At 43.9% G+C, this 22,987-nt stretch carries 18 protein-coding genes; all 18 read left to right on the top strand.

The annotated features are described in order from the left end of the window. The first annotated feature begins 168 nt into the window (after positions 1-168). Entirely contained in the window at positions 169-1,383 is a 1,215-nt protein-coding gene (locus tag AB1L17_RS02955) for a CaiB/BaiF CoA transferase family protein (protein ID WP_412844041.1), read from the top strand. Between the two features lie 38 nt (positions 1,384-1,421). Continuing rightward, the gene (locus AB1L17_RS02950; protein ID WP_412844040.1) at positions 1,422-2,204 is read left to right on the top strand and encodes an enoyl-CoA hydratase/isomerase family protein; all 783 of its coding nucleotides are present in this window, start codon (positions 1,422-1,424) and stop codon (positions 2,202-2,204) included. 31 nt (positions 2,205-2,235) lie between these two features. Next, positions 2,236-3,768 carry a class I adenylate-forming enzyme family protein gene (locus AB1L17_RS02945; RefSeq protein ID WP_412844039.1) on the top strand — a complete coding sequence of 511 codons (1,533 nt, stop codon included), beginning with the start codon at positions 2,236-2,238 and terminating at the stop codon, positions 3,766-3,768. A gap of 228 nt (positions 3,769-3,996) precedes the next feature. Beyond that, positions 3,997-5,238, top strand: a complete 1,242-nt coding sequence (locus AB1L17_RS02940; RefSeq protein ID WP_412844038.1) for an MFS transporter — start codon at positions 3,997-3,999, stop codon at positions 5,236-5,238. Positions 5,239-5,398: 160 nt separating this feature from the next. Then, complete coding sequence (locus tag AB1L17_RS02935; protein ID WP_412844037.1) at positions 5,399-6,997, top strand: long-chain-fatty-acid--CoA ligase; 1,599 nt, start codon at positions 5,399-5,401, stop codon at positions 6,995-6,997. A gap of 54 nt (positions 6,998-7,051) precedes the next feature. Then, positions 7,052-8,248, top strand: coding sequence for an acyl-CoA dehydrogenase family protein (locus AB1L17_RS02930; RefSeq protein WP_412844036.1), 1,197 nt, complete (start codon positions 7,052-7,054; stop codon positions 8,246-8,248). A gap of 146 nt (positions 8,249-8,394) precedes the next feature. Then, positions 8,395-10,293 (top strand): alkyl/aryl-sulfatase, encoded by a 1,899-nt coding sequence (locus tag AB1L17_RS02925; protein ID WP_412844035.1) that lies wholly within the window; start codon positions 8,395-8,397, stop codon positions 10,291-10,293. A 48-nt stretch (positions 10,294-10,341) separates the two neighbouring features. Continuing rightward, positions 10,342-11,589, top strand: coding sequence for an MFS transporter (locus AB1L17_RS02920; protein WP_412844034.1), 1,248 nt, complete (start codon positions 10,342-10,344; stop codon positions 11,587-11,589). A 40-nt stretch (positions 11,590-11,629) separates the two neighbouring features. Then, complete coding sequence (locus AB1L17_RS02915; RefSeq protein ID WP_412844033.1) at positions 11,630-12,601, top strand: MBL fold metallo-hydrolase; 972 nt, start codon at positions 11,630-11,632, stop codon at positions 12,599-12,601. A 20-nt stretch (positions 12,602-12,621) separates the two neighbouring features. Beyond that, positions 12,622-14,214, top strand: a complete 1,593-nt coding sequence (locus tag AB1L17_RS02910) for a long-chain-fatty-acid--CoA ligase (RefSeq protein WP_412844032.1) — start codon at positions 12,622-12,624, stop codon at positions 14,212-14,214. Positions 14,215-14,229: 15 nt separating this feature from the next. Then, on the top strand, positions 14,230-15,924 hold the full coding sequence (locus tag AB1L17_RS02905; RefSeq protein ID WP_412844031.1) for an alkyl sulfatase dimerization domain-containing protein: 1,695 nt from the start codon (positions 14,230-14,232) through the stop codon (positions 15,922-15,924). An 18-nt stretch (positions 15,925-15,942) separates the two neighbouring features. After that, complete coding sequence (locus tag AB1L17_RS02900) at positions 15,943-16,776, top strand: alpha/beta fold hydrolase (RefSeq protein ID WP_412844030.1); 834 nt, start codon at positions 15,943-15,945, stop codon at positions 16,774-16,776. Between the two features lie 61 nt (positions 16,777-16,837). Further along, a complete protein-coding gene (locus tag AB1L17_RS02895; protein WP_412844029.1) occupies positions 16,838-18,493 on the top strand; it encodes an alkyl sulfatase dimerization domain-containing protein in 1,656 nt (551 codons plus the stop codon). Between the two features lie 168 nt (positions 18,494-18,661). Beyond that, positions 18,662-19,840, top strand: coding sequence for a lipid-transfer protein (locus AB1L17_RS02890; RefSeq protein WP_412844028.1), 1,179 nt, complete (start codon positions 18,662-18,664; stop codon positions 19,838-19,840). 37 nt (positions 19,841-19,877) lie between these two features. After that, a complete protein-coding gene (locus AB1L17_RS02885; protein ID WP_412844027.1) occupies positions 19,878-20,693 on the top strand; it encodes an SDR family NAD(P)-dependent oxidoreductase in 816 nt (271 codons plus the stop codon). Between the two features lie 37 nt (positions 20,694-20,730). After that, positions 20,731-21,183, top strand: coding sequence for a MaoC family dehydratase N-terminal domain-containing protein (locus tag AB1L17_RS02880; protein WP_412844026.1), 453 nt, complete (start codon positions 20,731-20,733; stop codon positions 21,181-21,183). Positions 21,184-21,216: 33 nt separating this feature from the next. Continuing rightward, positions 21,217-21,627, top strand: a complete 411-nt coding sequence (locus tag AB1L17_RS02875) for a MaoC/PaaZ C-terminal domain-containing protein (RefSeq protein WP_412844025.1) — start codon at positions 21,217-21,219, stop codon at positions 21,625-21,627. Between the two features lie 131 nt (positions 21,628-21,758). After that, positions 21,759-22,955 (top strand): acyl-CoA dehydrogenase family protein, encoded by a 1,197-nt coding sequence (locus tag AB1L17_RS02870; protein WP_412844024.1) that lies wholly within the window; start codon positions 21,759-21,761, stop codon positions 22,953-22,955. Positions 22,956-22,987: the final 32 nt, after the last annotated feature.

The raw sequence follows: 22,987 nt of genomic DNA, 5'->3' as shown, positions 1-22,987 counted from the left end.
TTGCTTACTTATATGAGCCAATAATATTTACATAACATACGTTTTCATTTCTAAACTTTTAAAATTGCTATTTTAAAAATATCATAAACCTAATATTGTTAACACTCTGAATTATTTTTATATTGATAACGCTTTCAAAATGTATAAAAAACAGGAAGGGTGATTTGTGTGTCATTCGCATTAGAATCTGTACGCGTTTTGGATTTATCTAGATTGTTACCGGGTCCCTTTTGTACGATGTTTCTTGCCGATTATGGCGCAGAAGTAATTAAAGTAGAAGATACAAGCATGGGTGACTATGCAAGAGAATTAAAGCCAAAGATCGGAGAAAATAGTGCTTTTTTTCATTCTGTAAATCGCAACAAAAAAAGTATTTGTATCGATCTCAAAACAGAGCAAGGCAAAGAGATTTTTATGAAGCTCGTTGAAAAAGCAGACGTTGTTGTGGAATCTTTTCGTCCTGGTGCTATGGATCGTTTGGGTCTCGGTTACGATGTACTGAAAAAATATAACCCAGGCCTTATTTATTGCGCCATTTCTGGCTATGGGCAGACTGGTCCTTATTCAAAATTGCCTGGACATGATATCAATTTTATTAGTTATGCAGGGCTACTCGAATACTGTGGGGAGAAAGATCGCAAGCCTGTTGTTCCCCCCGTACAAATTGGTGATATTGGCGGTGGTGCGCTAATGGGTACGATTGGGATTTTAATGGCTTTATATGAGAGAAACCGTTCTGGAAAAGGTCAGTTTATTGATGTGTCGATAATGGATGGCGCTCTTTCGTGGCTTCATGTCATTCTTCCTGGATACCTAGCGACGAAAGAGAAACTGGAGCGCGGCGTTCATGATCTATTTGGAAAAAAAGCGAACTATGAAGTATACGAAACAAAAGATAATCGATACCTGTCAGTTGGAACTTCAGAACTCAAATTTTGGGAGGCCTTTTGCAAAACCATAGGAAGAGAAGATTTTATCTCCAAAATTCATGCACCTATTCATGAACAGAACGAAATGAAAGAAGAAATCCAGTCCATTATTATTCAGAAAACACTGCAGGAATGGAGTGAAAAATTAGATGGTGTAGATACGTGTGTATCCCCAGTAAATAGGCTAGAAGATTTAGAGACTGATCCTCAATATATAGCGAGAAACATGTTCCAATCGTTTCATGATCCAGAGCTTGGCGAGATTACACTGATTGCACCTCCCATTCAATTATCAGAAACACCAGGCGCTATTCGTCACTTAGCACCGAAGTCAGGGGAGCATACGCATGAAATATTGGCAGAGATCGGATACTCTGAGCAACAGATAGCGAATATGCAAAATCTTAATATTATCAAAAATCAAGCAATTAAGGCTCAGACTAACACAATGTAAACCTGAATTCAATCTGAGATCGTAAAGAGGTGAGCGGCATGCATACAAAAAATACGGTGACGACGATAGATAACAAGGTTTGCTTCATCAAAATGAATCGGCCAGAGATCCGCAATCCGATATCGGAAGTCATGTGGGAAATACTCGGTACACTCCAGGAAATTCAATATGATGACCAAATAAAAGCGGTGATCATTACCGGAGCAGAACGAGTGTTTTGTGCTGGAGGAAATTTGAATAACGTCAAAGGCGATACTTCGAATGCCTTTGAGACTCGCAAAAGATTGAAGTTGATCCAAGAGCTACTTCTCATAATGAGAAAAGTAGAAAAGCCAATCATAGCAGCGGTGAATGGAGCTGCAGCAGGAGCTGGTGTCAGTTTAGCGCTTGCCTGCGACTTGGTCATTGCAGCTCGGTCCGCTTTCTTTGTACAGAGCTTTGTTAAAATTGGTGCTCTACCTGATTTCGGCGGTATTCATATGTTGACACAATTACTAGGTCCTCATCGAGCCAAAGAACTCATGCTGTTAGGTGAGCGTATTTCAGCTGAACAAGCTAACCAAATCGGAATGATAAATGAAGTAGTTGATGATCACGTCTTACTGGAGCGGGCATTTGCCATCGCAAATAAGATTGCAGAAGGTCCGAGCTTGTCAATCGGACTGATCAAGCAATTGGTTCATACTAGCGGAAATGTCAGTTTAGAAGATTTTTTGGAAATGGAAGCCTTTGGCCAAGGAGTATGCTTTCAGACGGAAGATTTTAAAGAAGGGGTTACAGCCTTCCTGGAGAAACGTGCGCCACAGTTTAAAGGGAAATGATTTGAAATTTTTGGGATGGGGGGGCATCTACATGAATATAGGGAGTTCACTTAGTAGAAATGCAAGTATCATACCAGAAAGAGTTGCCATCATCTTTCAAGATAAGACATACACGTATGAGCAGCTAAATCGTATCGTTAATCGCTTGGCACATGGCTTGCTATCACTTGGAGTCCATAAAGGTGACAAAGTATGCTTGATGATGAAAAATTCCGATCTCTTTCCAATCGTTTTGTTTGCAGCCGCAAAGATCGGTGCTGTCACTGTTCCGATTAACGTTCGGTTAACGAAAACAGAAGCGGCGTACATCATTGATCATTCTGATGCCAAGGTGATCTTTTATGATGAAGAATACGGAGACTTAATTGAAGAGGCTCGATCCACCAAAGTAGCTCATTGTATTGCTGTTCATCGTGCACATGTAAAAGGACATTTGTCTGTTCAAGCTGTACTGACAGAAAATGAAAAAGATCCAGAAGTAGTTGTGGAACAAGATGACGATTCTCACATTTTGTATACATCCGGTACAACGGGAAAGCCAAAAGGTGCAGTCTTCGATCATCACCGGGCCATCTTGTACATTTTTAATTCGCTAGGTTTGAACGGTGAAAAATTGGAGAGGCGCATCCTGCATTTCATGCCGTTTTTTCACGGGGCAGGATTTAGCACCATTTACAAAGATCTTTTCTTGGGTCAAACGGCGATCATTCAACAAAAATTTGATCCTGTAGAAGTCTTGGAAGCCATTGATCAATATAAAATCCATTCCTTTATTGCAGTTCCTACCATGTATAACATGATTCTCCAAGTCCCTAACAAGGAAAAATACGATCTGTCTTCGATTGAAAGTTTACGATATGGGGGAGCGCCCATGTCTCCAGAATTAATAAAACAATGCATGGAGCTATTTAAGACGGACCAGTTTAACAACAGATGCGGATTAACAGAAGGAGGACCTTGTGGGATATACTTAAATCCAGAGGATCACAAGGATAAGCTGGGTACAAGTGGAAAGCCGAGATTTTTGGCGGAAGCGAAGGTCGTTGACATTTATGGAAAAGAAATTGTACATGGAGAGATCGGGGAATTAATCCTGCGGGGCGAAATGATGATGAAGGGTTATTATAAAAATCCTGAGGCGACAGCTGAGGCAATTCGTGACGGATGGTTATACACAGGTGATTTGTGTTCCATTGATGAAGACGGCTTCATAACGCTTGTAGATCGGAAAAAGGATATGATTATTTCGGGTGGCAGCAATATTTATTCCGTTGAAGTGGAGAACATCTTGCACGCATATGAGGGGGTATTGGATGCGGCTGTAATTGGGGTTCCCGATGAGAAGTGGGGCGAATTAGTTACAGCCATCATTGTCGCCAAACCTGGTTATACCATCGATACTACCCGGTTAATTGAATTTTGCCGGGAACATCTTGCGGGTTACAAGATTCCTCGCAAAGTATTTTTCATGGACGTATTACCTAGAAATCCTTCCGGGAAAATACTGAAGTATGAATTGCGTAACCGTTACGTGGATCATCAATCTGAATCCACAATTTTATAAATGGCTTCAAGAAAAGGAGTGCCTGTAAATGAGGCATTCCTTTTCTTGTTTTGAAGGGTTGATTCGTGAGTCCGCTTTGCCTGTTAGTAAAATTTACTTAACGTACCTTTTGATTTTTAAACTTTTAAAAATCAGCGAAGATCATCAACATGAATATAAATTACCTGAATATTCAAAAGGTTCGTTAGGGGTCGCCAGCAATCACAAAATGATGGAGGTGTGTTTTACATGCGCTGGATTAGTCTGGGATTATTGTTTCTAACTACACTTATTGCCTATGCAGATAAGGTGGTTATCGGTTTGGCAGCAGTCCCGATGATGGATGAATTTAGCTTGACTCCCAGTCAATGGGGAATCATAGGTAGCAGCTTTTCCATCCTGTACATTTTGACAACAGTAGTTGGTGGAGCATGGTCAGATCGCTTAGGTACCACCAACATGATCTTTATTGTCTTAGCAGGTATCAGCCTTTTACAGTTTGGATCATTTGCTATCACCGGACTGACTATGCTCATCATTTACCGATTACTGCTGGGGGCTGTAGAGGGGCCGCTGTTTCCTTCTGGGGTAAGTCATGTCGCGAGAACCTTTCCTGCACATATGAGAGCATTCGCCATGTCTATCATAATTGCTGGAGGCTCTATTGGTGGGATGGTTTCTGCACCGATCCTGGTCGGTTTGATTGGGAATATCGGATGGCGTTGGACATTCGTGTCGATGGGCTTTTTCAGTCTGGCGATCCTCATTGTCTGGGCTTTGGTTGATCGATATGACAAAAATAAGCTGAACAACAATACAGCGCAGGCACCAAAATTGAGATGGACTGATGTTGCACCAGTACTTCGTAATCCAGCCTGTATATTAACGATCGCTATATCAGCTGCCAGTTTTTGGCTCATCACATGGGGAGTGTTATGGGCGCCTCTCTATTTAACCAAGATCATTCACTTGACCCCCATGCAGATGGCTTTCACTGTTTCGGGAACCGGAATAGTCTCATTACTATTGGTTTTTCTCATTTCATTTGTTTCTGACCGGATTTTCAAAAAAACAGAGAGCTTCAGAAAAGCGCGTGTATGGGTCGCAGCAACTAGCACTCTCATTGGTGGACTCGCGCTCGGAGCAATCCCCTTTGCAGGAGATTCCATTGTTTTGATCTTTGTGGCCTTGTCCTTGGCAAAAGGGGCTGCCAATGTCAATATCTCCATGTCTGCACAAGTTATGATAAAACTGATGCCAGAGCGGGCCGGCTTCATTTCCAGTATTTTGGGCGTAGGTAACAATATTGCCCAAATCATTGCGCCATTGCTAACCGGTATCTTTATACAAGCTGCTGGCGCCAATCTCGCGTTAGGTTTCCATACTTCCATTTTCGTGATGGTTGGTCTGTTTATCGCTACAGCTGTTCTATATTATTTGTTTGTTAAGCCCGATCACGTTACCAAAACGACTGAACTGGTAACGATGTAAGCAGTCACTGGATGGGAGCTATCGCTCGACAATAATAATTACTTAACGTATCTTTTCATATTTAAACTTTAAAAAAACGTAGCAGGAAAATATCATAAATGAAAGATTCTAACTATTTAGAAATTAATTAGCTGCATACTTGTAAGGGAGTGTTAAATGCATGAAAAAGCGGTGGCATGCCTTTTACCCGAAAACGATTCCATTTGAAATCGAAATTCCCTCTTGCTCCATCTACCATTTTTTGGAACGTGCAACGCAGGATTATCCTGAACATCTTGCCATTATCGAAAACGACAAGGAGGTTACTTATTCGGAACTGAAGCTTGCAGTCGATCGTTTTGCCGCAGCTTTGTATCGACGTGGATTTAAGAAGGGCGAACGAATGGGGATCATGCTGTACAACTGTAAAGAATACATCATCGCTTTCTTCGCTGTTCAACGATTGGGTGGCATTGTCGTTCAATTGAATCCCATGTATCAGCAGCATGAATTAGTATCGATGCTGGGTGATTCGGAACCGGCGTGGCTGGTTTGTGAAAGCACGCAAATCGAGAAAATGGAACGTACAGGCTACAGGAGCAAGTGTACGATCATTACTACGGATTGCGATCAAAGTGGAGATGCTTATTTATACAATTTAATCCAGGAAGAGAACGATACGCTACCTACATTACAAATCAACAGTAGAGAAGATATTGCCTTTCTCCAGTACACAGGAGGAACGACAGGCACGCCAAAAGGCGTAATGATTACACATTACAATTCGGCAGCCAATATGTATCATACGGCTATCACAGACGATGGAGCACTTCGTCGTCCAGGTGAACGTTTTTTTGGTGTTTTTCCGCTGTTTCATGGTGCGGGATTAATGGTCATGTTATCGGCCGTCTATTATGCAGGAGCTTATATCCCCATCAAGCACTTCCGTATTCAGGATGCTCTGGAGATGATCCGAAAGTATCGTCCTTCCCAGCTTTCAGCCCCACCGACTGCCTTTATAGCCATGTTACTTCACCCTGACTTTACAGACGATGATTTACAGTCATTAAAAGTATGCAGATCAGGTGCGGCTCCGATTCCGCTGGAAGTAATGAACGCCTTTGAACAAAAGTCGGGAGTACAAATCTCTGAGGTTTATGGCTTGACGGAATCCACCACCATTACGCTGCGAAACTTTATGAAAGGAGTAAGAAAACCAAGAAGTGTTGGAATTCCTGTTCCCAACTCGGATGTCAAAATTGTGGACTTAGAAACAGGTCGAAGAGAAATGCCAATAGGAGAGCCCGGCGAGATTCTCTTAAAGGGACCTCAAATTATGAAAGGCTATTGGAAAAATCCTGAGGAGACAGCTCGTGTGCTACGCGATGGTTGGCTGCATACTGGCGATACCGGGATCATGGATGAAGATGGATTCTTGTACATTGTGGGAAGAAAAAAGGAAATGATCATCGCCGGAGGATACAATATTTATCCAAACGAGGTTGACGAGGTACTGTACCAACACCCGGCGATTGCCGAAGCTTGTACATTTGGGATCCCCGATGCCTATCGCGGAGAAACCGTCAAAGCAGCGATTGTCGTAAAGTCAGGGTACTCGCTAACGGAAGAAGAGATCGTAGAGTGGTGCAGAGAGCGGTTGGCCAGATACAAAGTGCCCAAGCATATAGAGTTCAGATCACAATTACCGAAGTCGGCGGTCGGCAAAATTTTGCGCCGCTCCTTGGTTGAGGAATATCATACACAATTGAAAACGGAGTAACACCAACCGGACAGGGTTAATCACATTCCGAAAAACGAACGGAGGCTGTTTCGCGTGGCAAATACAACATTTAGCTCCAAACCGGTAACGTTTGATTTGTTTAAAACCAAAAGACCTTTCTATACGGAAGAACATGAAATGTTTCGGACTTCTCTACGCAAGTTTATCGACAAAGAAATCGTCCCTCATTTTGAAGAGTGGGAAGAAAATCAATATACACCGCGCGAGGTTTTTACGAAAATGGGTGAACAAGGTTTTCTCGCTACACAGGTCGATCCTGCGTACGGTGGTCTCGGACTTGATTTCGGATTTAATCTAATCCTGGGAGAAGAGGCTCACCGTCTGGGGGGAGGAATGGTTGGAGCTTCGTTGCACAGCACGATTACCGTACCTTATATGGAAACGTACGGAACGGAAGAACAAAAGAAAAAATACTTGCCCAAATTTGTAAGCGGCGAAATTATTACGGGTGTAGCCATGACAGAACCAGGAACAGGATCAGATTTAGCCAATATACGAGCAACCGCTGTGCGAGATGGAGACGAGTACGTAATCAATGGGCAAAAAACCTTTATCTCCAATGGATTGAATGCAGAATTGTTCTTCGTCGTCGTAAAAACGGACCCACATGCAGTTCCTGCCTACAAAGGTGTAAGCGTTATCATTGTTGAAAAAGGAACACCCGGTTTTTCTAATGGGAGAAAATTAAAAAAATTAGGACAGCGATCATGGGATACAACAGAACTGGTATTTGAGGATGTTCGCGTGCCGGTAACGAACTTACTCGGTGAAGAGGGTAAAGGATTTGCTATTCTCATGGATAAGCTGGCCCAAGAGCGAATTAGCGCAGCGAACTCGTCCTTAATTGTGGCAGAAGAGATCTTAAAGTCAACCATTGCCTATGTAAAACAAAGAACTGCTTTCGGAAAACCAATCAGTTCCTTTCAAAATACGCAGTTTGAAATCGCTGAAATGGCAACAGAATTATCTTTAGCACGGAGCTTTTTAAACGACATTATTACTCGTCATATGAATGGTGAAAAAATCGATACTGAGGTCTCCATGGCAAAAGCGTATGTACCCGAAATGGCTAAACGGATGGCTGCACGTTGCTTGCAGCTACACGGCGGATACGGTTTTATGGAGGAATATTCGATTGCTCGTCGATATCGTGATATCCCCGTTATGTCCATTGGCGGAGGAACTACGGAGATCATGAAAACGATCATCGCAAAAAATTTGGGAATGTAAATTGGAGTCTTCATCATTTGTAAAAGTCCAAACGCTTTTCGTATTTGTTCGAAGTTAGAAGCGTTTGGGCTTTTTCTATATCTGATTCTGTAACTGAATCATTCATACTCCTAGGCAAAATACTTATGTAACTGGAGGTATGTTGCATGACAAAATATCAGTCAACGCAATCTGGAGTAGCTACGTCGTATACAAAAAAGGTACATGAAGAGATTTACAAGTATCTGGATTTTGAGGACAAACAAGATTTTGCAGATGCTCATAGAGGGCTGATTGCCCCATTAGAAAAGAAGATTATGAATGAAAATGGCAAGGTCTTATGGGATTTGGGAAAGATAGAGTTTCTTGAGCATGATCCTGCACCAGAAACCGTCAATCCAAGCTTGTGGAGAAATGGACAATTACAGGCAATCACAGGCTTGTTTAAAGTAGTAGATGGTGTTTATCAAGTTCGCGGACAGGGATTAGCCACCACGATTTTTATTGAAGGGAAAACAGGCATCATTGTTTGTGATACCCAAACAACGATTGAATCTGCAAATGCAGCCATAGAGCTATATTATAAACATCGTCCGAAAAAACCGGTGAAAGCGGTCATTATCAGTCAAAGTCATATTGACCATCATGGGGGAATTCAAGCGGTTTTTAAATACTCTGAAAAATCAGAAATAAATATAGTTGCCCCTAAAAATTTTGCGAAAGAAGCGGTCAGTGAACAAATGCTTCTAGGTACCATTATGAGCCGTCGTTCCCAGTATCAGAGCGGCTCTATGTTACCGGTTGATCCTTGCGGGCAGGTTAACGTAGGGATTGGTCATAGTTTAGGCTCTGGCACAATCAGTTTTGAATTGCCTACGGTTGAGATTGAAAATGATATTCAAGTAATGGAAATAGATGGAATCACCTTTACATTCGTGTTAACACTGAATACAGAAGCGCCATCTGAAATGCATTTTTATGTTCACGATTACAAAGTCATTTACGCATCGGAAAATGCCAATAAAACCATGCATCAAATATACACGGTAAGAGGTGCAAAAACACGCGATGCCCTAGCTTGGGCAGAAGCTCTGGATAAAACAATCGATCTGTTCAAGCAGGAAGAGATTGATGCGTTGATGATGGCACATGCTTGGCCAGTAATGGGGAAAGAAGAAGCGTTGCAGCATCTAAAATTGCAACATGATCTATACAAATATATGCACGATCAAACGATCCGCCTGGCTAATCATGGCTATACGATGGATGAAATAGCAGAAATAATGAAACTTCCAAAGACACTAGATAAATATTGGGGAAATCGCGGGTATTACGGCACGCTTAAGCATAATGTCAAGGGGATTTACAATTTCTATTTGGGCTATTACAGCGGTCATCCATCTGATCTCGATCCGCTGCCACAAGTAGAATCCGCACAAAAATATGTGCAATATATGGGTGGGTCAGCGAATGTAATCAGCCAAGCCCAATTGGATTTTGAAAAAGGAGAGTATCGGTGGGTAGCTCAAGTAGTAAAGCATGTCGTGATGGCTGATCCCAATCATGTAGAAGCACATAAATTATTAGCAAATACTTATGAGCAATTAGGATACCAAGCGGAATCAGCTATATGGCGAAATATTTACCTCGCTGGCGCTCATGAGTTGAGAAACGGTGTAAAGACTGGAAGTTTTAATTCAGCAACATCCGCACTCAATATGCCTGTTGATGAATTCATGAAGTTGCTCGCAGTTAAGTTAAATGGACCAAAGGCGGAGGGTAAAAAGATTACGCTAAATGTGAATCTATCAGATACGAGTCAAGCCTATACCATCTATTTGGAAAATAGTGTTTTGATTCATAAGGTGAATAGCTTGGATGATCATCCAAATGCGACCTTAACGATTGATAAAGCAACCTTTTATAAAATGGGATTGGGGCACCTTACACCGGAGCAAGCCGTAGCTGAAGGCAAGCTCGAAATAACCGGTGACATACTTGCACTAAATGAATGGATCGCATTACTGGATAGCTTCCAACTTTCTTCCCATATCGTTACTCCTTGAAGGTAGTTTTATTCAGGATGTTCACTAAAACAAGAAGGGGTGTTTTACATGCGTTGGATGATACTCCTATTATTATTTTTTGCTTCACTTATCACCTATGCGGATAAGGTGGTAATTGGATTTGCGGCAGACCCTCTTATGAAAGAATTTGATTTAAGCGCTTCGCAATGGGGAATTGTTGGGAGCAGTTTCTTTATTTTATACATCGTTACGAGCCTGATTGGAGGACCATGGTCCGACAGGTTCGGAACGACTATCATGATTTTCATTGTCTTAATAGGCGTGAGCATTACACAGCTTGGATCGTTTGCCATTATGGGATTGCCCATGCTGATTTTATATCGCTTGTTATTGGGTGCAGCCGAGGGACCAATCGTTCCGGCAGGGCTGAGTCACATTTCCAAAATTTTTCCTGCTGAATCCAGAGGGTTAGCGGTGTCGATTTTCATTGCAGGAGCGTCAATTGGCGGCATTATTTCTGCACCGATCCTCGTCAGTTTGATTGAAACATACGGTTGGCGATGGACTTTTGTCTTACTCGGCATTGGTAGCTTGGTGTTATTCCTTGTCTGGTTGTTAATTGACCGAACGGACAAGGGACGGAAGAATGTCGTGAAACCATTGACCCAGAAAATGAAATGGACAGATATTGCTCCTATCCTACGTAATCCAGCTTGTTTTTTAACCATTGCTTTGTCAGCCTCTACTTATTGGCTAGTCACTTGGCAAGCGCTATGGGCGCCCGTTTATTTAACCAAGGTCATAAATTTGGAACCGATGAAGATGGCTTATACCATTATGGGAACGGGGATTGTATCCATCCTGTTGGTATTATTGATATCCACGATTTCTGACCGTCTCTACAAAAAGACTACAAGCTATAGAAAAGCACGTGTCTGGATTGCAGGAATCAGCACAATCGCCGGGGGACTTGCTCTTGCTGCCATTCCACTGCTAGGCAATTCGATTGTCGGAATATTCATTGCTCTTTGCGTGGCAAAAGGAGCTACCTATACGAATGTCTCGATGTCAGTACAAATTATGATTAAGCTGATGCCAGAAAGAGCGGGCTTCATGTCTAGTATCTTGAGCTTGGGTAATAATATCGCCCAATTAGCAGCACCTGTTGTTACCGGTATACTCGTACAAATGGGGGGAGCAAATCTTGTGCTTGGCTTCAACTATTCCATTTATATCATGGTTGCGTTCTTCCTGATCATTGCGGCTTTTTTCTTAGTGTTTGTGAAACCTGATCACGCGAATGAAGCGATGACAGCTGAACCGGCAACGGTATAAACAGTCAGTTGTTTATCAGATTAAAGAAGGTGAAACTACGATGAATGAAAAAATTGCAAAAATTAGCCTTCCCACTACTTTTCAGTCAGAAGGAGTAAATGTTTTTGTACTAGAGGGAGATTCACTCACACTTGTGGACGCTGGTCAAAATGTAGAGGGTTCATGGTATGCGTTCACAGAGCAATTGAAATTTCATGGGTACACAGTGAAGGATATCAAGCAAATCATCATCACGCATCACCATGTGGATCACATTGGTCTGGTGAAATATTTTGACCATGATGTTACCTTTATCGGTCATCCGGACTGCGAACGCTGGGTGAATCCACCGTCCGTTTTTCTAGAAGAGCACGATGCTTTTTTCCATGAATTCTTTCATCAATTAGGTGTGCCGGATCAGCTGGCGAAACCATATATTCACCAAAAAAATCAGAACATCATTGCGAATTCCCAGCGCAGCCTGGATTTACATGTGGTAGAAGGATCAGAACTTCCTGGGCTATCGGAATGGAGGATCATCGAGACATTCGGTCATTCTCAAGGCCATCTATCCTTATTTCACCCTGATGATCAACTTCTGATTGGCGGAGATATATTGTTGCCACGTATTTCTCCGAATCCGATTATCGAACCTCCTATATCTCCAGTCCTAAAACGACAAACGCCCCAAATCCAACTAAATGATACGCTACGCAAGTTATTACAATTGGACATTCAAAGAGTTCTGCCTGGTCACGGGGAGGATATTACTGAACTTCTGCCATTCATCCATTCTCGTTTAAAAAAACAGCATGAACGTGCCATGCAAGTAAGAGAGTGGCTGAAGAAAGAATCGCTGACAGCTTATGAAGTGTCTAGACGTCTATTCCCTGACAGCTATAAGTCAAGTCTCGGACTTATCTTGTTTGAAACAATTGGGCAACTCGATTATTTATTATCATTGCGATTCATAACAGAAGAACGAAGCGAGAAAGGTATTACCTATTCGGCAAATCCCACATTTCAGACGTAAAGAGGAGGGACATCGTTCGCATGGAGAAACCATGGCATGCCTTTTATCCGAAGACGATTCCGTTTGAAATAGAGATTCCCTCGTGCTCCATCTATCATTTTCTGGAGCGTGCTGCTCAAGATTTCCCGCATCAGACGGCAATTATCGAGAATGACGAAACGTACAGCTATAACGACTTGAAGCATGCTGTCGATTGTTTGGCCGCCGCCTTGTATCGACGTGGATACAAGAAGGGCGATCGATTGGGTATCATGCTGTACAATTGCAAGGAATACTTGATTGCCTATTTCGCTGTTCAACGATTAGGTGGGATTGTCGTTCAACTGAATCCCATGTATCAGCAGCGAGAATTGGACATTATGCTAGAGGATGCTGAGCCGAACTGGTTGATTTGCGATAGTAGCCAGATTGAGAAACTGAAACATACAACTTATAAAAACAGGCTTACGATCATAACTGCAGATAATGCTCAGCATGGATATGACTTTCTGTACCAGTGGATTGCTGAACAAAACGAGACACTTCCTCCGTTGCAAATCAATAGTAGAGAAGATATTGCCGTTCTCCAGTACACAGGGGGGACGACAGGAACGCCAAAAGGGGTCATGATCACGCATTACAATACAGCTGCCTCCACGTACCATACTTCCATCACGGATGAAGGAGCTCTTCTACGTCCAGGTGAACGTTTTCTTGGTGTTTTTCCCATGTTTCACGGCGCTGGTTTAATGGTCATGCTCGCCTCCGTCTTCCATGCAGCAGCTTATATTCCTATCAAGCACTTCCGTATCCAAGATGCACTTCCCATCATTCGAAAGTATCGGCCTACTCATCTGTCGGCGTCACCGACTGTCTTTGTGGCCCTGATTCATCATCCTGATTTTCGAGATGATGATTTACGCTCATTGAAAATATGCAGATCGGGTGCTGCTCCTATCCCGCTAGAAGTATTGCGAGCATTCGAACAAAAGTCGGGAGTCCGCATCGCAGAAGCGTACGGACTGACGGAATCCAACGCGGTAACGATTCGTACATTTGGAAAAGGGGTCAGAAAAACAGGGAGTGTCGGAATTCCCGTCCCTAATTCAGATGTGAAAATCGTGGATCTCGAAACAGGCCTGCAAGAAATGCCCGTAGGTGCTCCGGGGGAGATTCTGCTAAAAGGTCCACAAATCATGAAAGGTTATTGGAAAAAGCCAGAAGAGACAGCCCGTACACTACGTGACGGATGGCTCTACACAGGTGATACCGGCATGCTAGATGAAGATGGATTCTTGTACATCGTCGGTCGAAAAAAAGAAATGATCATCGCAGGTGGATACAACATTTATCCTAATGAGATTGATGAGGTTCTGTACCTGCATCCAGCGGTAGCTGAAGCATGTACGTATGGGATCCCGGATGTGTATCGCGGAGAAACAGTCAAGGCAGCCATCGTTGTCAAAAAAGAGCATTCGCTGACAAAAGACGAAATCATTCAATGGTGCAACGAGCGTCTGGCCAGATACAAGGTACCCAGACTGATCGAATTCCGGGAACAATTGCCGAAATCAGCGGTTGGTAAAATCTTGCGTCGGGCATTGGTAGAGGAATATCACGAACAAAATAAGTAGGAGGGGAAAAGGAATATGATTCAAACGATAACTGCGATTGGACCTAATGGAGAAGTTGCGAATGCCAAACTGATCGAGCACTCCAAACATTTCGAAAAGCGAATAATTGAAATCACAGAAGGCGTTTATCAAGTAATGGGGGTAGGTCTTGCGAACACCACCATGATCGAAGGGAAAAATGGAATGATCATTGTAGATACCGGGGATGGAATGGAAGAGGCAGCAGAGCATCTGGAAGCCTTCCGAAAAATTACCGATAAACCTGTTTCTGCGATTATTTATACACACTGGCATTATACATTGGGAACGAGAGTCTATGTTCCGGAAGGGCAAGAGGATACAGTAGAAATCTGGAGCCATGAATTGGTGGACTTCAATCGTTCCTCGAATCGAGCGGAACTCCTGCTTACAAATACGAAGAAAGCACTGACGCAATTTGCGATGTTCCTGCCGTCAGAGGGTCCGGATTCATGTCCAAACCTCGGGATCGGGTCCTATTTTATCGACCGCAAAAAAGGAAGAACGACAGGCTATGTGAAGCCGAATCGGACGGTGTCAAAGGCAACAAAAACGGTGATCGACGGGATCAATGTTGAGCTAATCCCTTCTGTTTCCGATACAAATGATGGCTTAATCATTTGGCTGCCGGAAAAGGGTGTAGCGATTAATAATGTGATGTGGGGTATTTTTCCAAACATAGGGGCGCTCAGAGGAGACAGCTTCCGAGACCCGAGAAAATGGATCGAGAGTATACGTGATATACGCTCATTACATCCTACACATATCATCGGCGTTCACGGACTTCCGATTTCCGGTGTAAAAGAATCTGCAAAAGCAATCGAAGACTATCATGACGGCATGCAGTTTGTCTATGATCAAACCGTTCGTGGAATCAATCTGGGCCTATCCGGAGATGAGCTCGTGGAGTTCGTGAAGCTGCCTCGTCATTTAGAAAGCAACCCCATTCTACAGCCATTTTACGGGGAAGTGGCAAACGCTGTGAGAGGGATCTATTCCGGTTTGATCGGGTGGTATGGGAATGATACCGCAACGATTCATCCCGTATCGAAAAAAGTAGAAGCAGAAAAAATCATTACGGGCTTCGGTGGGATGGACAACGTAATTGAACAAGCGCAAGAAGCATATGAGGAACAGGAGTACGCCTGGGCGGCACAGCTCATCACTTATGTCTTGAAGCTTGCACCAACTCACAAGATCGCACGCCAAGTAAAAGCAATGGTCCTACGAAAGCTTGCACAAGCAACCCCCTCTACCATCACCAGAAACTTTTATCTTACGCAAGCTCTTGAACTGGAAGACAAGCTCAATCCAACTATCAGTGGTGTGACATCCGGCGTCCTCGTCAGTACCTTCAATCCGGAAGCGTATATGCATTTTCTACGCGTAAAAGTAGACCCGCTGAAGAGTGAACATGTCAGTCAAGTGATGAGAATCGCATTCACTGATGCGACTGACGTATTTGGATTACACGTTCGTAAGGGGTTGGCGGAGGTCGTCAATTTCCATACGAGCTCCATGTCTCCCGATATCATCCTCCATTCTACCTGCAAAAGCTTCGCTCAACTGCTAACAGGAGAATGTACGCTTGAGGATACCCTTCAGACAGGCAGCATCATAATTGAAAAGGGGACGAATGCACAGGTAACGCAATTCTTTTCGATCTTTGATCATGTGGTGATTCACTATTAATAAGCGGAGGTGATTTACATGCGTTATGTGCTGGAAGGAAAAAAGATACAGGTTCAGGATCTGCAATTTCATGTTGTAGATGAAGGGAGTGGGCCAGCAGTGCTTCTGCTCCACGGATTTCCCGACTCCTCCTACCTCTGGAGAAATCAAATTCAGCCATTGGTTGAAGCCGGCTACAGGGTGATCGCACCGGATCTGAGAGGCTTTGGTGAATCAGATAAACCGCAAGAGGTGGAAGCCTATGCGATGCAGCTACTGATTGGGGATGTTCTTGGGATCTTGAAGGAATTACAGGTAGAACGTGTCCGATTGGTTGCTCATGATTGGGGTGCAGTCCTGGGCTGGGCACTGACAGCCCTTTTTCCGCAAGTCGTCGAACAATACGTTCCCATATCGGTTGGACATCCTGGTGGACGACTCGCCATGGGCATCGATCAGTGGGAAAAATCGTGGTACATTTTCATGTTTCAGACTGAACATTACGCTGAACAATTTCTAATGAAGGATAATTGGGAGCTTCTCCGCGTGTGGGGTCGCATGCATAGCGAACAGGAAAAATGGGTACAGGAGCTATCTCGACATGGCGCTTTGACAGCCGCACTGAATTGGTACAGAGCAAATGCATCCGTGAAAACATTCTTGAATCGTGCGGCACTTCCGAAGGTGCAAGCACCAACGCTTGGTATTTGGAGTAGCTTTGACAACTGCTTGACAGAAGCGAAGATGGTTCAATCAACTGAAATGGTAGATGGGCCTTGGCGTTATGAAAGACTCAATTGCAGTCATTGGGTGCCGCTTGATCAACCAGACCTTTTAAACAAGTTATTGCTTGAATTTTTCGCGAATAAATAAAAAGATCATGAACTGTGACTCTCCTGCGGGTCACGGTTCATTGACTTTCAAGGAGGAGCGTATGGAGCACTTCACCGCAACATTGCCGAACGGAGCCATCGTGAACAAAAAGATATTCGACTTGATAAGCAAAAAGGGGCCGCCCCAAATCCAAAAGCTTACCAACGGTATTTCCGTCATGCTCGGTTTCTCAGTCGAAAACACAGTCATCATAGAAGGCGAGACTGGACTGATTGTGTGGGACACCGGAGCTCACATGAAAACAGGCATGCGCAAGTATCAGGCACTTCGTCAAACAACAACTAAACCGATTAGCACAATTATTTACTCCCATAATCACTATGCCATGGGAACCAGAGCGTTTGTGCCTGAAGGACAAAGTGTTCAAATTATCGCCCACCCCGATCTGGATAGAAACATCATAAATTCAGCGATCGAGCTTGGACCAACGATAACTAGGAACGGAGCACAGCATTTTGGATTCTATTTGCCGCCAACAGGTCCAGATGCAACGCTTTCCACCGCTGATGCAGGATCATCAGGCTATATTCCGCCAACGTATTGCGTGAAGGATGGGGAAGAATTAGTAATAGATGGCGTTCGCATGCAATTTTTTCATACACCCTCAGATACTTATGACTCCCTAACTTTATGGTTGCCGGACCATGACACGGTAGTAACAAACAGCATCTGGTCGACATTGGCCAATCTCTATACGCTTCGCGGTCAGCCATTTCGTAATCCAGTTGATTGGATTGGGGGAATTGATACCATTCGTCAGCTTCACCCGCAATATCTGATTCCCGAGCACGGTTTACCCACAAGAACAAAAGAAACAAGCTATGATTTGGCAACCGTTTACCGGGATTCGATCGCTTTTATTTACAGCCAGGCAATTCGTGGCATGAATAAAGGGATGAAGCCGGACGAGATTGCTGACAGCGTAAAGCTGCCTGAGCATTTAGCCAACCATCCTTACTTGCAAGAAACGTATGGGGAGTTTAAACATCACCTCAAAGGAGTCTACAGTGGGCTGATTGGCTGGTTTAGTCTGGATGCAGCTGATTTGAATCCGGTGTCGATACCATTTCGATCCGCGAGAATAATAGATGGTTTTGGAGGAAAAGAAAACGTGATCGCAGCATCAAAAAAAGCTTTTACTAACAAGGAATTCGCATGGGTAGCAGAACTGATCACGCATGTATTAAACATAGAGCCTGAGAATAAAGAAGCACGACAAATAAAAGCGGATGCATTGCGCCAAATGGGATATGTGACGACAGCAACATCGTCAAGAGCTTTTTACCTTACACAAGCATTAGCATTAGAAGGAAAAGTAGACTTCAATCGTATTCCACCCGGATTCCCAGGAACAATTGACGAAGATGGTGCAAAGAAACTCCCGATAGAGAACTTGATAAAATTAGTAGAATATAAGGTCTGCCCAATCAAGTCGCAGAACTACGACAAGCTGTTATCCATTGTGATTCCAGATCTTAATAAAGAATTTGGCTTACATTTGCGCAAAGGAGTGGCAGAATTTATCAAGCATCAACCAGAAAAAGCGGATTTGTCCATTGAGCTTACGCGCGAAACATGGGGAGAAATTGTTTTCGGAAAAGTATCCATAGCGGATGTATTGGCAAGCGGTCAGGCTAGTTGTTTTGGAGAAGAAACCGCGGTTGTTCAATTTTTCAGCCATTTCGAGTTCGATTAAGTTCACGATAGCATCTACTTCATGAGCCCCCATTAATTTTTTCTTAACGTACCTTTTGTGTTCTAAACTTTATTAACTACCAGCATAAATTTATCATTAATTTAAAGATTCTAATTATTCATAATTCAAACAAGCAACTACATCCATTTTTCAAAGGAGGAAAGACTGTTGGGCAAAAAAGTAAAGGTCATCGGCGTAAATATGATACCGTTTACAAAACCAGGGATGCACGAGCCATATGAAGTCATGGCAGCGAAAGCAGTAAAGGGAGCGTTGGAGGATGCCGGAATTGATTACTCCGAAATCCAACAAGCCTATGCGAGTTACGTCTACGGTGACAGTACATGCGGCCAAAGAGCTTTGTATCAAGTGGGGATGACAGGTATCCCGATTTTTAATATCAACAACAATTGTTCCTCCGGTTCCAATGCACTGTTTCTAGCGCGACAGGCAGTAGAGTCCGGTACTGTAGATTGCGCTCTGGCAGTTGGGTTTGAAGAAATGAGGCCTGGCGCTTTGAAATCTCATTGGGATGACCGAACACCAGCAACTGGATGGTTGCAAGAACGCCTGAAGGAATTATGGCCTGAAGTGCCGGAAGCGCCGAATGCCATTCGCTTGTTTGGATCTGCGGGTAAGGAGTATCTGGAAAAGTATGGGGCGAGTCCGGACATTTTTGCGAAGGTGTCTGTGAAAACAAGGAATCATGCCGTTCAAAATCCATACTCGTTGTTCAGCAAAACACTGACAGTCGAAGAGGTAATGAGTGCACCAGCCTTGATGCCTAATCTGACTCGCCTTATGGCCTGCCCACCAACATGTGGAGCAGCAGCAGCGATTGTATGTAGTGAGGAATTCGCGAGGAAACATGGAATTTCCAATGCCGTTGAAATTGCCGGGCAAGCGCTTACAACAGATCTGAGCGTCAGTCATGACAGTATCCTCAATCTAGTCGGTGCCGATATGACACGCCGTGCCGCAATGCAAGTGTATGAAGCAGCAGGAATCGGTCCGGAAGAAGTAGATGTGCTAGAACTGCATGACTGCTTCACACCAAATGAAGTCATCACGTATGAGGGTCTCGGCATTTGTGAAGAAGGCGGGGCAGAGAAATTTATCAATGACGGGAATAACACGTACGGTGGGAAAGTGGTTGTCAACCCATCTGGAGGCTTGATGTCAAAAGGTCATCCCATCGGGGCAACCGGTCTGGCCCAGTGTACCGAGCTCGTCTGGCAGCTGCGCGGTCAAGCACAGAAACGTCAAGTAGACAATGCAAGAGTGGCTTTGCAGCATAACTTGGGTCTGGGTGGAGCATGTGTCGTAACCATGTATCGTGTGGGATAAATACCAAATGAGAGAACAAATGAGAGGATGAATCAAAATGGCAAAAATGCTGGAAAATCAAGTAGCAATCGTTACAGGGGCTGGACGCGGAATTGGTCGGGAAACGGCACTCGTATTAGCTGAACACGGCGCACGAGTACTTGTGGCAGACCGTGATGAAGAACCGGCTGCAGAAGTAGTTGCCGAAATCAAGGATCTCGGAAGCGATGCAATCGCATTTTGCGGTAGCGTAACTGATCCTGCTTTTCCGAAGCAAGCGGTAGAAGCTACGATTTCTGCCTTTGGGCGCCTGGATATTTTGGTAAATAATGCTGGTTATTGTATTGACGGATTGATTCACAAAATGTCAGACGAAGCGTTCCAGGCGATGCTGGACATTCATTTGATCGCCCCATTCCGCTTAATTCGTGAAGCATCTCCCTACATGCGCGACGTTGCCAAGAAAGAGATCGAGCAAGGAATCGTCCATCACCGTAAGATTATCAACGTTTCCTCTGGTTCCGGTGTAAGAGGCAACATGGGCCAAGCCAACTATTCGTCAGCGAAAGCGGGCGTTATCGGATTAACCAAGGTCGTTGCAAAAGAGTGGGGTCAATTCAACATCAACAGCAATGCAGTCGCGTTTGGTTTCATCGATACTCGTCTTACTCGTCCAAAAGAAGAAGGATTAATTGTCAACGGAGAAGCAGCGGGCATTCCAGATAAAGTACGAAACATGTTAATCAACAACATTCCACAAAAACGTGTCGGAAGTGGAAGAGAAGCAGCCGAAAGTATTTTATTCCTCGCGTCGCCATTGTCCAACTATATTAATGGACAAGTGCTTGGTGTAAACGGTGGTTCTTTGACGTAAGTATCCTGTCCAAAATATTCAAAAGAGGTGAAGAAACGTGTCGAACGTGAAAGAGTTAATCGGGCTTGAGTTTGAACCTTACAGCATGGCTGTGGAAAAAGGAAAAATAAAAGAATTGGCGCTCGCTCTCGGTGATGATAACCCTATTTACTATGATTTGGAGGCTGCAAAAAAAGAAGGCTATGATGGCATTCCGATCCCGCCTACCTTTTTGCAAGTGATTGATTTGTGGGGTGGATTGGGCGCTCCAGAAAAAGTGGAGAAGCTGAAATTAAACCTTGTTCGCGTTTTACACGGACAGCAATCGTATGAATATTTGGGAGATATCGTAGCTGGGGATGTACTGTTTGTAACGAGCAAGGTGGTAGATGCAGAAACGAAGTCAGGAAGTACGGGCACCATGGATTTGATCACATCGGAAAACCAATATCGCAACCAGCGCGGCGAGTTGGTAGCCAAAACTAGAAGCACATTAGTCCACCGTCATTAATTTTTACGAATAGACAGAAAGGGGAAGTGGCGAATGTTTTATGAAGATGTAAGTGAAGGATATGAGTTCCCGGTTTTGATTAAGCAACCTATCACACGTGTTCAGCTCGTCAGGTTCGCGGGTGCATCAGGAGATTTTCATCCACTCCATCTGGTCGAAGAGGTGGCAGAGAAGGCCGGCATGAAAATACTCGCACACGGCATGTTGGTTATGGGGATGTTATCGCAAGGAGTCACTTCATGGGTTTCTCGGAAAAATATCAAAAAAATTCAAGTGCGATTCAGCAAAATGACGTTTCCAGGGGAATCCATCCAGATTGTAGGCAAAGTGCTGGAGAAAAAGGCTGACAACACAGTGGTAGGCGAAGTGCTGGCGATGAACAGCGAAGGTGAAGTAAAAGTTGCAGGCATTTTTGAAGCGACACTACCCTCAAGAAACGTCTAGATTCATCTGATTATCCTAATTGACCGGATTGAGAACCGTGAATTGGTTACCACGATAGCCTTTCATGGTTCTCAAAAACGGTCTTTCCTATATATGTTTCGCCACACCAAAATTTGATCCAGGAGGGATGCGTGGTGTCAAGCACATCTACCTCATCAAAAACAAAGCATTTTGATTTATTCAAGAGAGAACGAACCTTTCTTACTCATGAGCATGAGATGTTCCGAACTTCTTTGCAAAAGTTTCTCGAAAAAGAAGCTGTACCTCATATTGAAAAATGGGAAGAAGAGAACTACACACCACGAGAATTTTATGAAAAGCTGGGTGCCCAAGGGTTTCTTTGCCCGCAAGTAAAGCCGGAATATGGCGGTCTCGGACTCGATTTTGGATTTAATCTTGTCTTGGCGGAAGAGTTGAACCGCGTTGGAGTAGGAATGCTGGCAAGTACGAGTTCCTCGATTATCGTCCCTTATCTGGAACGATTCGGAAACGAAGAACAAAAGAAAAAGTATTTGCCAAAATGTGTAAGCGGAGAGATTACGACTTCCGTTGCGATGACAGAACCAGGTATTGGCTCAGACTTGGCCAGCATGAGCACGACAGCTATTCGCGATGGTGATCACTATATCGTGAACGGGCAGAAAACATTTATCTCGAATGGTGTCAATGCAAGTCTGTTCTTCGTAGCGGTCAAAACAGACCCAAAAGCGACTCCAGCTCGCAAAGGAATCAGTATCATCTTGGTTGATGCGGACACTCCTGGCTTTTCCCGTGGACGGAAACTGAAAAAACTGGGTCAGCATTCTACAGATACCGTTGAATTAATTTTCGAGGACGCACGAGTCCCCGTCACGAACTTACTCGGCGAAGAAGGGCAGGGCTTCTATTACTTAATGGAAAAACTCCAACAGGAGCGCCTTTTGATCGCATTGGGTGCCCTGGTCGTAGCCGAAGAGATGCTCAAGACAACCATGAGCTATGTAAAAGAGAGACATGCTTTCGGAAAGCCAATCAGCTCCTTTCAGAACACGCAGTTCGAAATTGCTGAAATGGCAACTGAATGGAAGGTGGCGCAGACCTTCCTTGATGATTTAACAGCCAAACATATGCAGGAGGAAAATATTGTTACCCAGATTTCCATGGCCAAATGGTTCATAACGGACATGGCAAGAAGGATGTCTGCCCGCTGCTTGCAGCTTCATGGTGGATACGGCTTTATGGAAGAATATCCGATCGCCCGTCGTTATCGAGATGTTGCGGTCATGCCTATATACGGCGGTACAACAGAAATTATGAAAAACATTATCGCTAAAAACCTCGGCTTGTAAGAAGGGGAGAATAAAAAACGTAAGGGCTGAGA

It is taken from the genome of Brevibacillus jepli (genome assembly GCF_047229145.1).
Taxonomy (GTDB): Bacteria; Bacillota; Bacilli; order Brevibacillales; family Brevibacillaceae; genus Brevibacillus.
The sequence above is the reverse complement of the archived record's forward strand: the minus strand, read 5'-3'. Positions and strand labels throughout refer to the sequence as shown.